The sequence below is a fragment of the Streptomyces sp. NPDC056361 genome (genome assembly GCF_042262805.1).
Classification (GTDB): domain Bacteria; phylum Actinomycetota; class Actinomycetes; order Streptomycetales; family Streptomycetaceae; genus Streptomyces.
This window is the reverse complement of the sequence record NZ_JBHJQI010000104.1, coordinates 1-14,333: the sequence shown is the minus strand read 5'-3', so window position 1 is coordinate 14,333 and position 14,333 is coordinate 1. Positions and strand designations below refer to the sequence as shown.

Genomic DNA, 14,333 nt, shown 5'->3' with positions numbered 1-14,333 from the left:
GGACCCGGAACAGCCCGCCCCCTACCCCCCGCGCCCCATCCTCGCCGCCCGCGCCACCGCGACCACCGCCTTTTCGAGGGCGTACTCGGGGTCGTCGCCGCCGCCCTTGACGCCCGCGTCGGCGTCGGCGATGGCGCGGAGGGCGAGGGAGACGCCGTCGGGGGTCCAGCCCCGCATCTGCTGTCGGACGCGGTCGATCTTCCAGGGGGGCATGCCGAGCTCGCGGGCGAGGTCGGCGGGCCGGCCGCCGCGGGCGGAGGAGAGCTTGCCGATCGCTCGTACGCCCTGGGCGAGGGCGCTGGTGATGAGGACGGGCGCGACGCCGGTGGAGAGGGACCAGCGGAGGGCTTCGAGGGCCTCCGCGGCGCGCCCCTCGACGGCACGGTCGGCGACGTTGAAGGAGGAGGCTTCGGCGCGCCCGGTGTAGTACCGACCGACGACGGCCTCGTCGATCGTGCCGTCGACGTCGGAGGTCAGCTGCGCGACCGCGGAGGCGAGCTCGCGGAGGTCGCTGCCGATCGAGTCGACGAGCGCCTGGCAGGCCTCGGGCGTGGCGGAACGCCCGAGGGCCCGGAACTCCTGCCGCACGAAGGTCAGCCGCTCCGCCGGTTTCGTCGTCTTGGGGCAGGCCACCTCCCGCGCTCCGGCTTTGCGCGCGGCGTCGAGCAGGGCTTTGCCCTTGGCGCCACCGGCGTGGAGGAGGACGAGGGAGATGTCCTCGATGGGGTCACCGAGGTAGGCCTTGACGTCCTTGACCGTGTCGGCGGAGAGGTCCTGCGCGTTCCGCACGATCAGCACCTTGCGCTCGGCGAAGAGCGAGGGGCTGGTGAGTTCGACGAGCGCCCCGGGCTGGAGCTGGTCGGGGGTGAGGTCACGGACGTCCGTGTCGGCGTCGGCGGCCCGCGCGGCCGCCACCACCTCGTGGACGACGCGGTCGAGGAGCAGGTCCTCCTGCCCCACCGCGAGCGTCACGGGGCCGAGGAGGTCGTCGGGGGAAGTCTTTCTGGTGGCCATCGCGATCCAGCATCCCACGGGCCACTGACAGCCCGTTCCCGGCGGCGCGCGAGAATGGCGGGGTGAGTGAACGACACGTACTGGTACTCCCCGACCGCGACTCCGCCGAGGAGCTCGCGGGGGAACTCCCCGACCGTTTCGGCGTCGCCGAGGAACCCCAGCTCGTACGGGACTCCCTGGCCGGGGAGGACGACGCCGAGGACGCGCAGTGGCTGGTGGTCGTGGAGGACCCGGACGGCCGCCTCGACGCGACGGCCCTGGACGCGCTGGCGGCCGAGTACGAGGGCTGGCTGGAAGCCCCGTAACCCCGGGGCCACCGCCGCCCCGCCCCGTCAGCCCTTCTTCGGCACGATCTGGATGTCGAGGTCGATGCTGATGCTGGATCCGACGGCCGCGATCCCGCGCGCGAGCAGCGTCTGCCAGGTGAGGGTGAAGTCCTCGCGGTGCAGTTCGGTGCTGGCGCGGCAGGCGCCTCGCGTCTCGCCCTCCAGGCCGTTCCCGAGGCCGAGGTACTGGGTGTCGAGCGTCACCGTGCGGCTGACGCCGTGGAGGGTGAGGGCTCCGGTGACGGCCCACCGGTTGCCGCCCCGGTGGGTGAAGCGTTCGCTGAAGAACTCCAGCGTCGGGTAGGCGCCGATGTCGAGGAAGTCGCCCGAGCGCAGGTGGTCGTCGCGCATCTGGACGCCGGTGTCGATGGAGGCCGCGTCGATGACGACGTGCATCGCCGAGTTCTCCATGCGGTCGGCGATCCGCACGGCGCCCGCGAAGCTGTTGAACCGGCCGTGGATCCGGGCCAGGCCGATGTGGCGCGCGGTGAATCCGATCTGCGAGTGCATCGGGTCGATCTCCCAGTCGCCCGGCTCCGGCAGCTGGGGCTGCGGGGCGACCTGGAGCAGGACGTCGCCGAGGCCGGTGTGGCCGCCCACGGCGACGACGGCGGTGCCGTGGTGCGGCGTGTAGCCCTCGGCGGTGACGGCGAGCCGGTACTCGCCCGCCGGCACGGTCGCGAGCGCGGTGCCGTACGGGTCCGTCTCTCCGGCGAGCACCTTGCGGCCGGCGGCGTCGCTGACGACGAACTCGGCCTGGCGGACGGGCTCGTGCACGGGGTCGAGCACCCGGCAGCTCAGCACTCCTGCCGTGGCGGGGATGGGGACACCGGCGAGCGGTCCACCCCGCGCTGCCCCCACCGCACGCTTCCCGAAGAGACGGTCGAACATTCTTCACGCACCCCCGTGCGACTCGTTCACTGTGCAACGAATTCGCATTCGATCACCGTTGGGGGGTTCGAGGCAAACGGGGCAAGTGTTACCGAGGGTCCGAATTATGAATTCCGCTTTTCGGCTTCTTCCCCGCGTACGACCGGCAGCGCGTCGAGGACGATCCCGAACAGGTCCCGGTACGCGTCGCGCACCTCCGCCTCCCCTTCGAGCTCCCGCTCGAACCGCTCGCCGTGGACGCGGGTGATCAACTTCCCGCCGCTGAGCGTGACCCGGCCGTCCTCGGTCAGCAGGGAGCAGATGAGGGAGCGCGTGAAGTGCGAGTCGGGCGAGGTCCGGTGGTACCAGGCCCCGGCGGTGAAGTCGGCGAGCTCGCGCGGCCGGGGCTCCAGCCGGTACTGCGGCTTCCCGTCCCGCAGTACGTCCAGGTCGCCGTCGGCGGTCGCCACGATCCGGAAGACACCGCCCGGGTCCTCCTGGTCGGCCCGCTCGTCGAAGGCCAGCGGGAAGTGCCCGTGGTCGCCGAACCCGACGTCGGCCAGCCACCGCCCGCCTTCGGCCGTCTCCACCAGCAGCGCCATGTGGTCGTACGGGATGCCCGGCTTCCCCTCCGGCCCGATGACCCGCCCCTGGAGCAGCGACACCCGGTATCCGAGGCCGCGGAGCAGGACGGCGAACGCGGTGTTCACCTCGTAGCAGAAGCCGCCCCTGCCGGCTCCGACCACCTTGTCGAGCAGCGCCTTCTCGTCCAGGACGATGTCCTCGCCGAGGTGGATCGACAGGTTCTCGAAGGGAACGGTCCGCAAGTGCCGCAGGTGCAGGTCGCGCAGCGCGGCTGCGTCGGCCCGGTCCGGACGCTCCGCCCCGATGCGCCGCAGGTAGGCCTCGACGTCGGCCGCCCCGGGGACGAAGGGCTCGGGGACAGAGGGCTCGGTGACAGAGGACTCAGGGACAGAGAACTCGGAGACGGGGGACTCAGCGGCGGAGGGATCGGGGACGGACGGATCGGGGATAGAGGGATCGGACGGGACGGGCAGCGTCGGTGGTGTCGTCATACCGGAAGTCTGCCGGGCGCCGGACTCCCCTAGGGGGTGTCTTCCCGATCATGTCGGGCGCGTGGCCTGATCGACAGGTCACCCCCTAGCCGACGGGTACCGACTCCTCTTCCCTCGTGGGCAGTTCGCGCATCCGCGGCAGCGGCGAGGGCAGCAGCCACAGCACGGCGAGCACGGCGCCGGCGGTGCCGATCCACAGCGTCGGACGCAGCCCGATCGCGGTGCCGAGCAGGCCGCCGACGAGCGCGCCGAGCGGGCGGAAGCCGTGGTTGAGCGTCCGGTACGCGCCCATGACCCGTGCCCGTACGGCGTCGGGTATCAGCGCCATCTGGAACGATCCCCCGGCGATGTCCGCGATCATCACTCCGACGCAGGAGAGGAACTCCGCGGCGAACATCACGGCCACCACCAGCGGGAGCGGCCCGTCGGCCAGGGGTATCAGCAGCAGCGGCAGCGTGAAACCGAGGAAGCCGGCGACGAGCGAGGGACCGACGCCGATCCTTCGGACGACCGATCCGGCGCACGCCGCGCCGATGAGTCCGCCCACCGCTCCGGCGCCGAGGATGAGGCCGAGCAGACCCGCGCCGATGCCGAGTTCGGTCGTCACGTAGAGCACGAAGAGGGTGTGGAACATGTAGTTGAAGAACTGGACGGTGCCGGAGGCGGCGAACAGCGCGCGCATCGAGCGCTCCCGGAGCACCCAGCGCAGCCCCTCGGTGAAGTGTCCCTTGGCCACGGGCGCCGGCGGGGGTTCGACGGGCTTGATCCGAGCCAGGTACCCGGCCGACACGACATAGGTGAGGGCGTCCGCGACCAGGGCGAACGGAGCGGTGAGCACCTGCACGAGGACGCCGCCGATCCCGGGTCCGGCGAGCCAGGACATCGAACGGCTGCCGTTGACCAGCGCGTTCGCCTGGACATAGCTCTCGGTGGGCACGAGCGCGACGAGGAGCGTCGCGTTGCAGACCTCGAAGAGCACGGTGAGCGCCCCGACCCCGAAGGCCACCGCGTACAGCTGACCGAGCGTCAAGGCGTCGAGGGCGTAGGCGACGGGGAGCGTCAGCACCAGTGCGGCCCGGCCGAGGTCGGCCGCGATCATCGCGCGTCTGCGGTGTGCCTGTCGGTCGGCCCAGGCACCGAGCGGCAGGTTGAACAGGAGGGTCGGCACGAGTTCGGCGGTCTTGAGCCAGCCCATCGCGGCGGCGTCGGCGCCGAGGATCAGGACGGCGGCGAGCGGGATGGCGATCAGCGAGATCTGGTCGCCGGTGAGGGACACCGTCTGGCCGGTCCAGTAGCGGCGGAAGGCACGCTCACGCAGCAGTGCCGGCACACGTTCCACGAGGGCCATCCCCCTCACTCCCCTTCGCTGTCGGGAACGTCCTGGTCCAGGTAGGCGATCCGCAGGATGCTGACCTGCCGCGCGCCCTCGGGCCTGAGGGACGGGTCGGACGCGCGCGCCTCGTAGGGCCGGAGCAGGGCGTCGATCCGCTCTCCGAGCCCGGCCAGCTCCTCGGGCGTGAGGTGGAGCAGGGAGTCGCCGAACTGCTCGGCCTCCCGCCACTCCCTCGGCAGCCGGTGGCGGTTCTCCATGGCGCGGGTGACCCGCTCGAAGTAGCGCTCGGCGACCGCGGCGCTCAGCGCGTCGGCGGCCTCCGCGACGGTCGCGTCCTCGCTGTACTCGGGCCATTCCGTGTACCGGGCCGTGGCCTGCCAGGGTTTCTCCCGCCCCCGCCCGCCCGGCGCCTCCTCGACGAGCCCGTACTTGGCGAGTATGCGCAGGTGGTAGGAGCAGCTGGCCACGGATTCGCCGGTCAGCTCGGCGGCCCGGGTCGCGGTGAAGGGTCCGCTGCTGCGCAGCAGTCCCACGAGGGACATCCGCAGGGGGTGGGCATAGGCCCGAAGGGCGCGGGGGTCGGTCAGACGGATGCTGCGGGGCTGCTCGCCCCCGGGGGGCGGCTCACTGGTCTCCGGCATGATGAAAACCTATCTTTAGAAAGACTTCTTTACAAGGGTTTCTTTACAAGGGTTCCTTTACTAGCCCTCACCACCCCCTCGGCACGGCCACGAGCCCCCGCCCCGCCCCCACCACCGCGATCGCCCCCTCCCGATCCGTCCGCAGCACCCGCGCCCCGCCCGCCCGCAACGCCTCCACCGTCCGGGGCGAGGGATGCCCGTACGGGTTGTCCCGCCCCGTCGACACCAGCGCGAACCTCGGCCGTACCGCGTCCATCAGCCCCGGGTCCTGGTGCGCGGACCCGTGGTGCGCGACCTTGAGCACGTCCACCGGCCCGAGACCGGGATGCGCCCGCAGCAACTCCCGCTGCGACGGCGGTTCCAGATCACCGAGAAGCAGCAGACTCACCCCTCCCCCGGTACGGACGAGCAGCGTGACGCTCGCGTCGTTCGGCCCGGCGGAGGCCGCTCCGGAAGCGCCCGACCGCCCCGAGGCCGCCGACCGCCCCGAAGCGCCCCGGGAATCCGTCGGAGGCCAGAGCACCCGCCACTGCAGGGTGCCCACCCTCCGCTCCTCCCCGGGCCCCGCCGGGATCAACGGCACCCGCGCGGCGGCGGCCGTCCGCCGTACGAACGCCGCCTGGGCCGGCGGCTCTTCGAGCCCCGTGGTCTGGATCGCCCCCACGGACCGCCCCCGCAGCACGCCCGGCAGCCCTGCCACGTGGTCCGCGTGGAAGTGGGTGAGCACCAGCAACGGCACCCGTCTCACCCCGAGCTCCCGCAGGCACCGGTCGACCGGTACGGGGTCGGGTCCGGCGTCCACCACCACCGCGGCGTCCCCGCCAGCCGCGAGCACCGTCGCATCCCCCTGCCCGACCTGGCACATCGCGAACACCCACCCCGGCGGCGGCCACCCGGTGAACCATCGGGGCAGCGGCGCCGGCCGCACCACCACGACCAGGAGCAGTACGGCCAGAAGCGCGACGACCGGCCCTCGGTGCGGCAGCCTGCGCGCCCCGAACACCACCAGGGCCGTGAGCAGCGCGAGGCCCAGGCCGCCCCACCACCCTCCGGGCCACTCCAGCTCCGCCCCCGGCAGCGCGGCACCCCTGCGGGCCACCCACGCGATCCAGCCGGCCGGCCATCCCGCCACCCACGCCAGGCCCTCCGCACCCGGCGTCCACACCGACGCGAGGGCGAGGGTGGCGAATCCGAGCACGGTCGCGGGCGCGACCGCGAGCTCGGCGAACAGGTTCGCCGGAATCGCGACCATGCTCACCCGGGCGGCGAACACCACCACGACCGGAGCGCACACCGCCTGCGCGGCCAGCGCGGCGGCCAGCGCCTCCGCCGGCCGACCGGGAACCCGGCACCGCCGCAGCGCCTCGCTCCACCGCGGGGCGACCGTCAGTAGCGATCCGGTGGCCAGGACCGAGAGCAGGAATCCGTAACTCCGCGCGAGCCAGGGGTCGTAGAGCACCAGGACGAGGACGGCGGCGGCCAGCGCGGGGATCAGCGATCTCCGGCGGCCGGTGCCGATCGCGAGCAGCACGACGAACCCGCAGGCCGCGGCGCGCAGCACGCTCGGATCGGGTCGGCAGACGACCACGAAGGCCACGGTCAGTGCCCCCCCGGCCATCGCGGTGGCCCGCAGCGACATGCCGAGCCGGGGCGCGAGCCCGCCCCTCTCCACGTGGTGCGCCCTCCCGGGACGCCCGACGAGCAGCAGCAGGACGATCGAGAGGTTGCTGCCGGAGACCGCCAACAGATGGGTGAGGTCGACCGCTTCGAACGCGTCCCGCAGCTCCGGGGTGATCCTGGAGGTGTCCCCGACGACCAGGCCCGGCAGCAGGGCCCGCGCGTCCGGGTCGAGCCCGTCCGTCGCCCTCCGCAGCCCGGCGCGCAACTCCCCCGCCGTCCGCTGCGGCCGGCTCGGCGGACCCACGACCACCGGCGGTCCCGCCCTGTCGGCCTTCAGCACCGCGGCGAACGGCTCGCCGGAACGCAGCGGTGGCGCGAGCCTGCCGCCGACCCTCAGCCGGGTGGAGGGAAGGAGCCGCAGCCATTCCGCCCGCCCCTCACCCGGCGGCACGATCACCAGGACCGGCGCACGGGTCCGGTCAACCGATCCGTCCGACCGCTCGACCCGAGTCACCTCGCCGTCCAGGACGACCGAGACCGGAGCCATCGCGTTGCCCCGCACCCGGGGCCTGGTGAGCCGTGGATCGGAGGTCACCGTCACCTCCGTCCGTACCCGCGCGTACTCCTCCGCCAGCGCCGGCACGGGCCCCCGCCGCAGATCCGCCGCGTGCAGCCCCGCCGAGGCCGCCCCGGCCGCCGCGCACAGCAGCACCCCGGCGCACGCCGTCGCCCGCAGCCGCCACCCGGGCGAGACCCGCCCCGCCCGCCTTCCATCCACTTGAGGCACCGTGCCCACCACGGACACCGCGTCCACCACGGACACCGCGTCCACCACAGGCACCACGGACGCCACCGGCACCGCAGATACCGTTGGCCGCACGGACTGCACAGGCCGCATGGGCCTCGTTGGCCTCACTGGCCGCACGGGCCTCACTGAATCCCATGGAGCCACCGGCACCACGGACACCTCAGCCGCCCCCTCCGCCGCCCGCCCGACGGCGCTCTCCCCGGAGACGCGCTCCACGCCGCCACCCAGCCGCCGGGCCAATGCCGGCACCAGCAGGACTGCGGCCCCCGCCAGACAGACGGCGACACCCGCCAGCGTCCACCAGCCCGTGGCCCCCACCGCGCAGGCGGCCGCCGCCCAGGCCGCGACCGCGAGCGGGACGAGCCGGAGGTCCACGGGCCCCTCGTCCCCGGGCTCCGTGCCGCGCCTCATGGCCGGACCAGCGGTTCGAGGTCGGCGAACCTGCGCTCGCCGATGCCGTTCACCTCACGCAGCTCCGTGACCGACCGGAATCCGCCGTGCTCGACGCGATGGTCGACGATGTGCCGGGCGAGGACGGGGCCGACGCCGGGAAGGGTGTCCAGCTGCTCCACCGTGGCCGTGTTGAGGCTCAGCGGCATCCCGGGCGCACCGCCGCCCGCGCTCCCGGCACCCGATCCGGCCCCGCCGGACGGCATCCCCGGCAGACCGACGAGCACCTGCTCACCGTCGGACAGGACGCGGGCCCGGTTGAGTCCGGTGAGATCGGCGCCGGGGCGCACCCCACCGGCGGCCCGCAGGGCGTCCGCCACCCGTGAGCCCGCCGGCAGGGTCAGCACTCCGGGCCTGAGCACCTTCCCGCCCACGTCGACGACGACCTTCGCCCCGGAGGCCCCGGAGACCGCAGACGCCCCGGTACCCCCTGCCCCCGACCCCGACCTCGTCCCCGAACCAACCCCAGCCCCGGCCCCGACTCCGGCCCCAGCCCGCAGGCCGGGTACGCCGGCTACTCCCAGCGCCTCGGGTGCCGCCGCCTCACGGGCGGCCCGGACGAGCTCGGGGGCACCCACCGGCTGCGGTCGCCCCGTCCAGAAGTGCGCGCCCGCGAGTCCCGCGGCCACGACGAGGAGCACCGTCAGCGCGGCCAGCGCCCTCGGTTCCAGGCCGCACCTCGTCTGCACCCAGACCGGTGTCCGCTCACGGACGACCTCGGCCAGTCGCGCCCGCAGTCCGGGAGGCGAACCGCGCTCCGGCGCCGCGGGTTCCTCCCGTACCTGCAGGGGCGGCTCCCATGCCTCGGGCTCCACCGGTGGCGCCACCGCCGGGAACATGGCCTCCCCCCGCTGCCGTGCGGCGGCGCCGGACACGGTGGCGACCCGCCTCACCCGGGTGCGCCTCCTGGCCCGGCCCGGGGACGTGCCGCGTCCTCCGGGGCGGCTCCGTCCGTCCGAGCCCGGCGGTCGGCCGGGCCCGCTCGTCGAAGGGCCCGCGGAGCCCGTGGTCCGGGGAGCGGTCGATGCGATGCGTGTGCGAAGAGTCATGCTCGTGACGGTAGGAGTCACGAGCACGCCGTGCGGGGCTCGCCTTCGTTCCGTGGAGAGGGCGGCCGTTGTGGAAAACTCCGTCACTCTCCCGGGGGACGGGCGGTGTCAGCGCGGCGAGACGACCACCGCGAGGAGCCCGGGGCCCGTGTGCGCGCCGATGACCGCGCCGACCTCGCTGACCTGGAGCTCTTCGACTCCCGGTACGCGCTCCCTGAGCCGGTCCGCCAGGGCGGCGGCCCGTTCGGGTGCGGAGAGGTGGTGCACGGCGATGTCGACGGCGCCGGAGCCGGCACGCTCGACGGCGATCTCTTCCAGGCGGGCGATGGCCTTGGAGGCGGTCCGCACCTTCTCCCGGAGCTCGATGCGCCCGCCGTCGAGTTCGAGGAGGGGCTTGACCGCGAGCGCCGAGCCGAGGAGCGCCTGCGCGGTGCCGATGCGCCCGCCCCTGCGCAGATAGTCCAGGGTGTCGACGTAGAAGTAGGCGGAGGTTCCCGCGGCGCGCTTCTCGGCCGCAGCGACCGCTTCGTCGAGCGAGCCGCCCGCCTCGGCGACCTGCGCCGCCGCCAGGGCGCAGAAGCCCAGTGCCATGCCCATCATGCGGGTGTCGACCACCCGCACGGGCAGGGGCGCTTCCTTCGCCGCCAGGACGGCGGCGTCGTAGGTTCCGGAGACCTCGGCGGAGAGGTGGAGCGAGACGACGCCGGTCGCCCCCGCCGCGGCCGCCGCGCGGTACGCGGCGGCGAACACCTCGGGACTCGGGCGCGAGGTGGTGACGGGCCGCCGCTTCTGCAGGGCCTCGGCGAGGGCCACGGCCGAGATCTCGGTGCCCTCCTCGAGGGCCCGGTCGCCGATGACGACGGTCAGCGGGACCGTGGTGATCTCGTGCCGCTCCCTCGTCTGGCGTGGCAGATAGGCCGTGGAATCGGTGACGATCGCGACATGCCGGGACATGAGCGGGAGGTTACCCGCCGGGGCCGCCGCGCGGCAGCCCGACCCCCCTGGGGGGGGGCGTCCTGCCCGTGAGCAGCCGCTCCGTCGGGTGGTGGTCTCCGGGTCAGGTGGTGGTCTCCGGCCGGGCGCTCTTCTCCCAGGGGTAGGCGGTCCGCCGGGGGTCGGGCGCCGTGATCGCGGACGGCTCTGCTCCGGGCACCGTCCCGGGAGCCCCGGCGCGCGCGGCACCGGCACCGGGAGCGGTCCCCTGCGCCGTCTCCGGCGTGGCCTCCGGTCCGGTCCAGTGGCGCAGGGCGCCCGCCTCGACGTCGATCTGCGCGCTGAGCGTCGACAGGTCGTCCTCGGCGAACCTGACGGCCCGGTCCCGGGCCGCGCGCCGCAGCGCGTCGGCCGAGCCGGTGATCCGCTCGGTCCGTGCGGTGAGCTCGGGGAGCTGTCCGGCCACCCAGGCCCGGTCGGGCTCCCGCTCCAGGCGCTTGAGGTCCCCGTCCAGTTCGAGACCGTGTGCGCTGAGCCGGTGGAACAGTTCGAGCGACTCCTTCAGCGAGGCGTCCTCGACGGCGCCGGCCTGTAGCGCCTCCTGGGTGGCCCGCATCGAGGTGCGCAGTGCGAGCCGCAGTCGGGCCAGCTCGCTCGCGACCCCGGCCTGGCCGAAGCTCTTGGCCCGCAGCGTGGTGTCCTCGACCGTGCGCCGGGCCTGGTCGAGGGTGCGGTCGACGCCGCGCTTGGCGGCCTTCGCGACCTTCACGGTGACGAACACCCCGAGTGCCACGAAGGACAAGAAGAGCAGCGCCATGATCGTGATAATCGTGGCTTCCATGTGTGCCCCTCCGGCATCCGTCGAGTCCCCACGACTGTGGTTCTTCCACCGTAAACGGATCGGGCAGGTCGGGGGTTCCAATCGAACCCCCAACCTGCCCGTAGGGGAAACCCCTATGTGCTGCTGATCGCTGCTACGTGCCGCTAGCCGGCGACGATGTTGACCAGCTTCGGCGCGCGCACGATCACCTTGCGGATCTCCGCGCCGCCCAGCGCCGCGACGACGTGGGAGTCGGCCAGGGCCAGCGTCTCCAGCTCCGCGTCGGTGATCGACGGGGAGACCTCCAGGCGGGCCTTGACCTTGCCCTTGATCTGCACGACGCAGGTCACGGTCTCGTCGACGACGTACGCCGGGTCGGCGACCGGGAAGTCCTGGTGGACGACCGAGTCGGTGTGGCCCAGCCTGCGCCACAGCTCCTCGGAGATGTGCGGGGCCAGCGGGGCGACCAGCAGGACCAGCTGCTCGGCGACCGGCCGGGAGATCGCACCGCCGGACTTGGTCAGGTGGTTGTTCAGCTCGGTGATCTTGGCGATGGCGGTGTTGAAGCGCATCGCCGCCATGTCCTGCGAGACACCGTCGATCGCCTTGTGCAGGGCGCGCAGGGTGTCCTCGTCGGGCGCGGTGTCGACGACCGTGACCTCGCCGGTCGACTCGTCGACGATGTTGCGCCACAGGCGCTGCAGGAGCCGGTACTGGCCGATGACCGCGCGCGTGTCCCAGGGGCGGGACACGTCCAGCGGGCCCATCGCCATCTCGTACAGGCGCAGCGTGTCGGCGCCGTACTCGGCGCAGATCTCGTCGGGCGTGACCGCGTTCTTCAGGGACTTGCCCATCTTGCCCAGGACGCGGCTGACCTTCTCGCCCTGGTACCAGAAGCCGCCGTCGCGCTCCTCGACCTCGGCCGCCGGCACGGCGATCCCGCGCGCGTCCCGGTAGACGAAGGCCTGGATCATGCCCTGGTTGTAGAGCTTGTGGAACGGCTCGGCCGACGAGACGTGGCCCAGGTCGAAGAGCATCTTCGACCAGAAGCGCGCGTACAGCAGGTGCAGCACGGCGTGCTCGGCGCCGCCGACGTACAGGTCGACGCCACCGGTCGGCATGCCCTCGCGCGGGCCCATCCAGTACTGCTCGACCTCGGGGTCGACCAGCTTCTCGGAGTTGCGCGGGTCCAGGTAGCGCAGCTCGTACCAGCAGGAGCCGGCCCAGTTGGGCATGGTGTTGGTCTCGCGGCGGTAGCGGCGCGGACCGGCGCCGTCGCCCAGGTCCAGGGTGACGTTGACCCAGTCCTCGTTGCGGGACAGCGGGGTCTCGGGCCGGGTGTCGGCGTCGTCCGGGTCGAAGGTGCGCGGCGAGTAGTCCTCGACCTCCGGCAGCTCCAGCGGCAGCATCGACTCGGGCAGCGAGTGGGCGACGCCGTCCTCGTCGTAGACGATCGGGAAGGGCTCGCCCCAGTACCGCTGGCGGCTGAACAGCCAGTCGCGCAGCCGGAAGTTGACGGTGCCCTCGCCGATGCCGCGGTCGGCGAGCCAGGCGGTGATCTTCGCCTTGGCGTCGACGACGCCCAGGCCGTCCAGGGAGATGGCGTCGTTGGCGGAGTTGACCAGCTTCGCCTCGTAGGAGGCGAAGGCGTCGTCCCAGGTCGACGGGTCGGTGCCGCGGTCGTCGCTCGGCTCGACGACGCAGCGCATCGGCAGCTCGAAGGCGCGCGCGAAGGCGAAGTCGCGGGTGTCGTGCGCCGGGACGGCCATGATGGCGCCGGTGCCGTAGCCCATCAGGACGTAGTCGGCGATGAAGACGGGGACCTGCTCGCCGCTGACCGGGTTGGTCGCGTACGCGCCGGTGAAGACGCCGGTCTTGTCCTTGGCCTCGGCCTGGCGCTCGACGTCGGACTTGGAGGCGGCCTGCTTGCGGTAGGCGTCGACGGCCTCGGACGGGGTGGCGTGCCCGCCGGTCCACACGTCGTGGGTGCCCTCGGGCCAGACGGCCGGGACGATCTTCTCGATCAGGTCGTGCTCGGGCGCCAGGACCATGTAGGTGGCGCCGAACAGCGTGTCCTGACGGGTGGTGAAGACGGTGATCGCACCGGTGTCGCCGACCTGGAAGTCGACGCGGGCACCCTCGGAGCGGCCGATCCAGTTCCGCTGCTGCAGCTTGATGGCCTCGGGCCAGTCCAGCCCGTCCAGGTCGTCCAGCAGGCGGTCCGCGTAGGCGGTGATCCGCATGTTCCACTGGCGCAGCTTGGACTTGAAGACGGGGAAGTTGCCGCGCTCGGAACGTCCGTCGGCGGTGACCTCCTCGTTGGCGAGGACGGTGCCCAGGCCGGGACACCAGTTGACGGGCGCCTCGGACGCGTACGCCAGGCGGTACTCGCCCAGGACGTCGGAGCGCTCGGCGGCGGTCAGCTCGCTCCACGCGCGCGTGGAGCCGGGGATCTCACGCGTGCCGTTCTCGAACTGCTCGATCAGCTCGGCGATCGGACGGGCCTTGCGGGCCTCGTCGTCGTACCAGGAGTTGAAGATCTGCAGGAAGATCCACTGGGTCCACTTGTAGTACTCCGGGTCGATCGTGGCGAACGACCGGCGCTTGTCGTGGCCCAGGCCCAGCCGGCGCAGCTGGACCTTCATGTTCTCCATGTTGGCCTCGGTGGACACACGCGGGTGCGTGCCCGTCTGCACGGCGTACTGCTCGGCCGGCAGACCGAAGGCGTCGAAGCCCAGGGTGTGCAGCACGTTGTGCCCCGTCATGCGCGCGTGGCGGGCGAAGACGTCCGTCGCGATGTAGCCGAGCGGGTGGCCGACGTGCAGACCCGCACCCGAGGGGTACGGGAACATGTCCATGATGAACTTCTTGGGCCGGGCGGCGACCGCGGGGTCGCCCGCCAGGTCACCGGTGGGGTTCGGCGCCTCGTAGGTGCCCTCGGCGTCCCAGAAGTCCTGCCAGCGTGCCTCGATGTCGGCGGCCATGGCTGCCGTGTAGCGATGCGGGGCCGCCGTCTCGGCGGCCGTATTGATCTCGGTCATGGTCCTTGAAGCTCCATCGATCGTCTCTGCCCACGGCCACTGGCTGCCGAAATGAAAAATCCCCTCGCACAGGAGGGGATGCCGCGCCGACTCCGACGGATTGTCTGTCGTCCGCCGGGACTGGTCAGCGCGGCTCGGTAAGCAGGAGGCGTACGGCACGCATGGCGCCAGGGTACCGCAGGGCTCGCACGGGCCGCACCGGCGTTCCAGGGATGCCGCGAGAGATCGGGGGCGAAGGAGAAGCAAGGTGACGACAAAGAAGCGGGCCACCCTGTTCGGGTGGCCCGCTTTCTCTTCTGTGGAGCTAAGGAGAATTGAACTCCTGACCTCCTGCATGCCATGCAGGCGCTCT

Annotated in this window: 11 protein-coding genes; 1 reads left to right on the top strand and 10 read right to left on the bottom strand. The window is 72.7% G+C overall.

Going from position 1 to position 14,333, the window contains the following annotated elements; all coding sequences use genetic code 11:
* Positions 1 to 21 precede the first annotated feature (21 nt).
* On the bottom strand, positions 22 to 1,014 hold the full coding sequence (holA, locus tag ACFCY7_RS28105) for a DNA polymerase III subunit delta (RefSeq protein WP_376488851.1): 993 nt from the start codon (positions 1,012 to 1,014) through the stop codon (positions 22 to 24).
* Positions 1,015 to 1,076: 62 nt separating this feature from the next.
* On the opposite strand from holA, the gene ACFCY7_RS28100 reads away from it, so the two are divergent.
* On the top strand, positions 1,077 to 1,319 hold the full coding sequence (locus ACFCY7_RS28100) for a hypothetical protein (protein WP_376488850.1): 243 nt from the start codon (positions 1,077 to 1,079) through the stop codon (positions 1,317 to 1,319).
* Between the two features lie 27 nt (positions 1,320 to 1,346).
* Here the strand turns inward: ACFCY7_RS28100 and ACFCY7_RS28095 are convergent, their stop codons facing one another.
* From ACFCY7_RS28095 to leuS, 9 genes are all read right to left on the bottom strand, one after another.
* A complete protein-coding gene (locus ACFCY7_RS28095; protein ID WP_376488849.1) occupies positions 1,347 to 2,231 on the bottom strand; it encodes a YceI family protein in 885 nt (294 codons plus the stop codon).
* Between the two features lie 104 nt (positions 2,232 to 2,335).
* On the bottom strand, positions 2,336 to 3,286 hold the full coding sequence (locus ACFCY7_RS28090) for an arylamine N-acetyltransferase (protein ID WP_376488848.1): 951 nt from the start codon (positions 3,284 to 3,286) through the stop codon (positions 2,336 to 2,338).
* An 85-nt stretch (positions 3,287 to 3,371) separates the two neighbouring features.
* Positions 3,372 to 4,634 (bottom strand): MFS transporter, encoded by a 1,263-nt coding sequence (locus tag ACFCY7_RS28085; RefSeq protein ID WP_376488847.1) that lies wholly within the window; start codon positions 4,632 to 4,634, stop codon positions 3,372 to 3,374.
* 5 nt (positions 4,635 to 4,639) lie between these two features.
* Complete coding sequence (locus ACFCY7_RS28080) at positions 4,640 to 5,260, bottom strand: winged helix-turn-helix domain-containing protein (protein WP_376488846.1); 621 nt, start codon at positions 5,258 to 5,260, stop codon at positions 4,640 to 4,642.
* A 67-nt stretch (positions 5,261 to 5,327) separates the two neighbouring features.
* Positions 5,328 to 8,099, bottom strand: coding sequence for a ComEC/Rec2 family competence protein (locus ACFCY7_RS28075; RefSeq protein WP_376488845.1), 2,772 nt, complete (start codon positions 8,097 to 8,099; stop codon positions 5,328 to 5,330).
* Entirely contained in the window at positions 8,096 to 9,031 is a 936-nt protein-coding gene (locus ACFCY7_RS28070) for a helix-hairpin-helix domain-containing protein (RefSeq protein WP_376488844.1), read from the bottom strand. The genes ACFCY7_RS28075 and ACFCY7_RS28070 overlap by 4 nt, the downstream gene beginning before the upstream one ends.
* 264 nt (positions 9,032 to 9,295) lie before the next feature.
* Entirely contained in the window at positions 9,296 to 10,141 is an 846-nt protein-coding gene (locus ACFCY7_RS28065) for a DegV family protein (RefSeq protein ID WP_376488843.1), read from the bottom strand.
* 103 nt (positions 10,142 to 10,244) lie between these two features.
* On the bottom strand, positions 10,245 to 10,961 hold the full coding sequence (locus ACFCY7_RS28060) for a hypothetical protein (RefSeq protein WP_376488842.1): 717 nt from the start codon (positions 10,959 to 10,961) through the stop codon (positions 10,245 to 10,247).
* 143 nt (positions 10,962 to 11,104) lie between these two features.
* Entirely contained in the window at positions 11,105 to 13,981 is a 2,877-nt protein-coding gene (gene leuS, locus ACFCY7_RS28055) for a leucine--tRNA ligase (RefSeq protein WP_376488841.1), read from the bottom strand.
* Between the last annotated feature and the right edge of the window lie 352 nt (positions 13,982 to 14,333).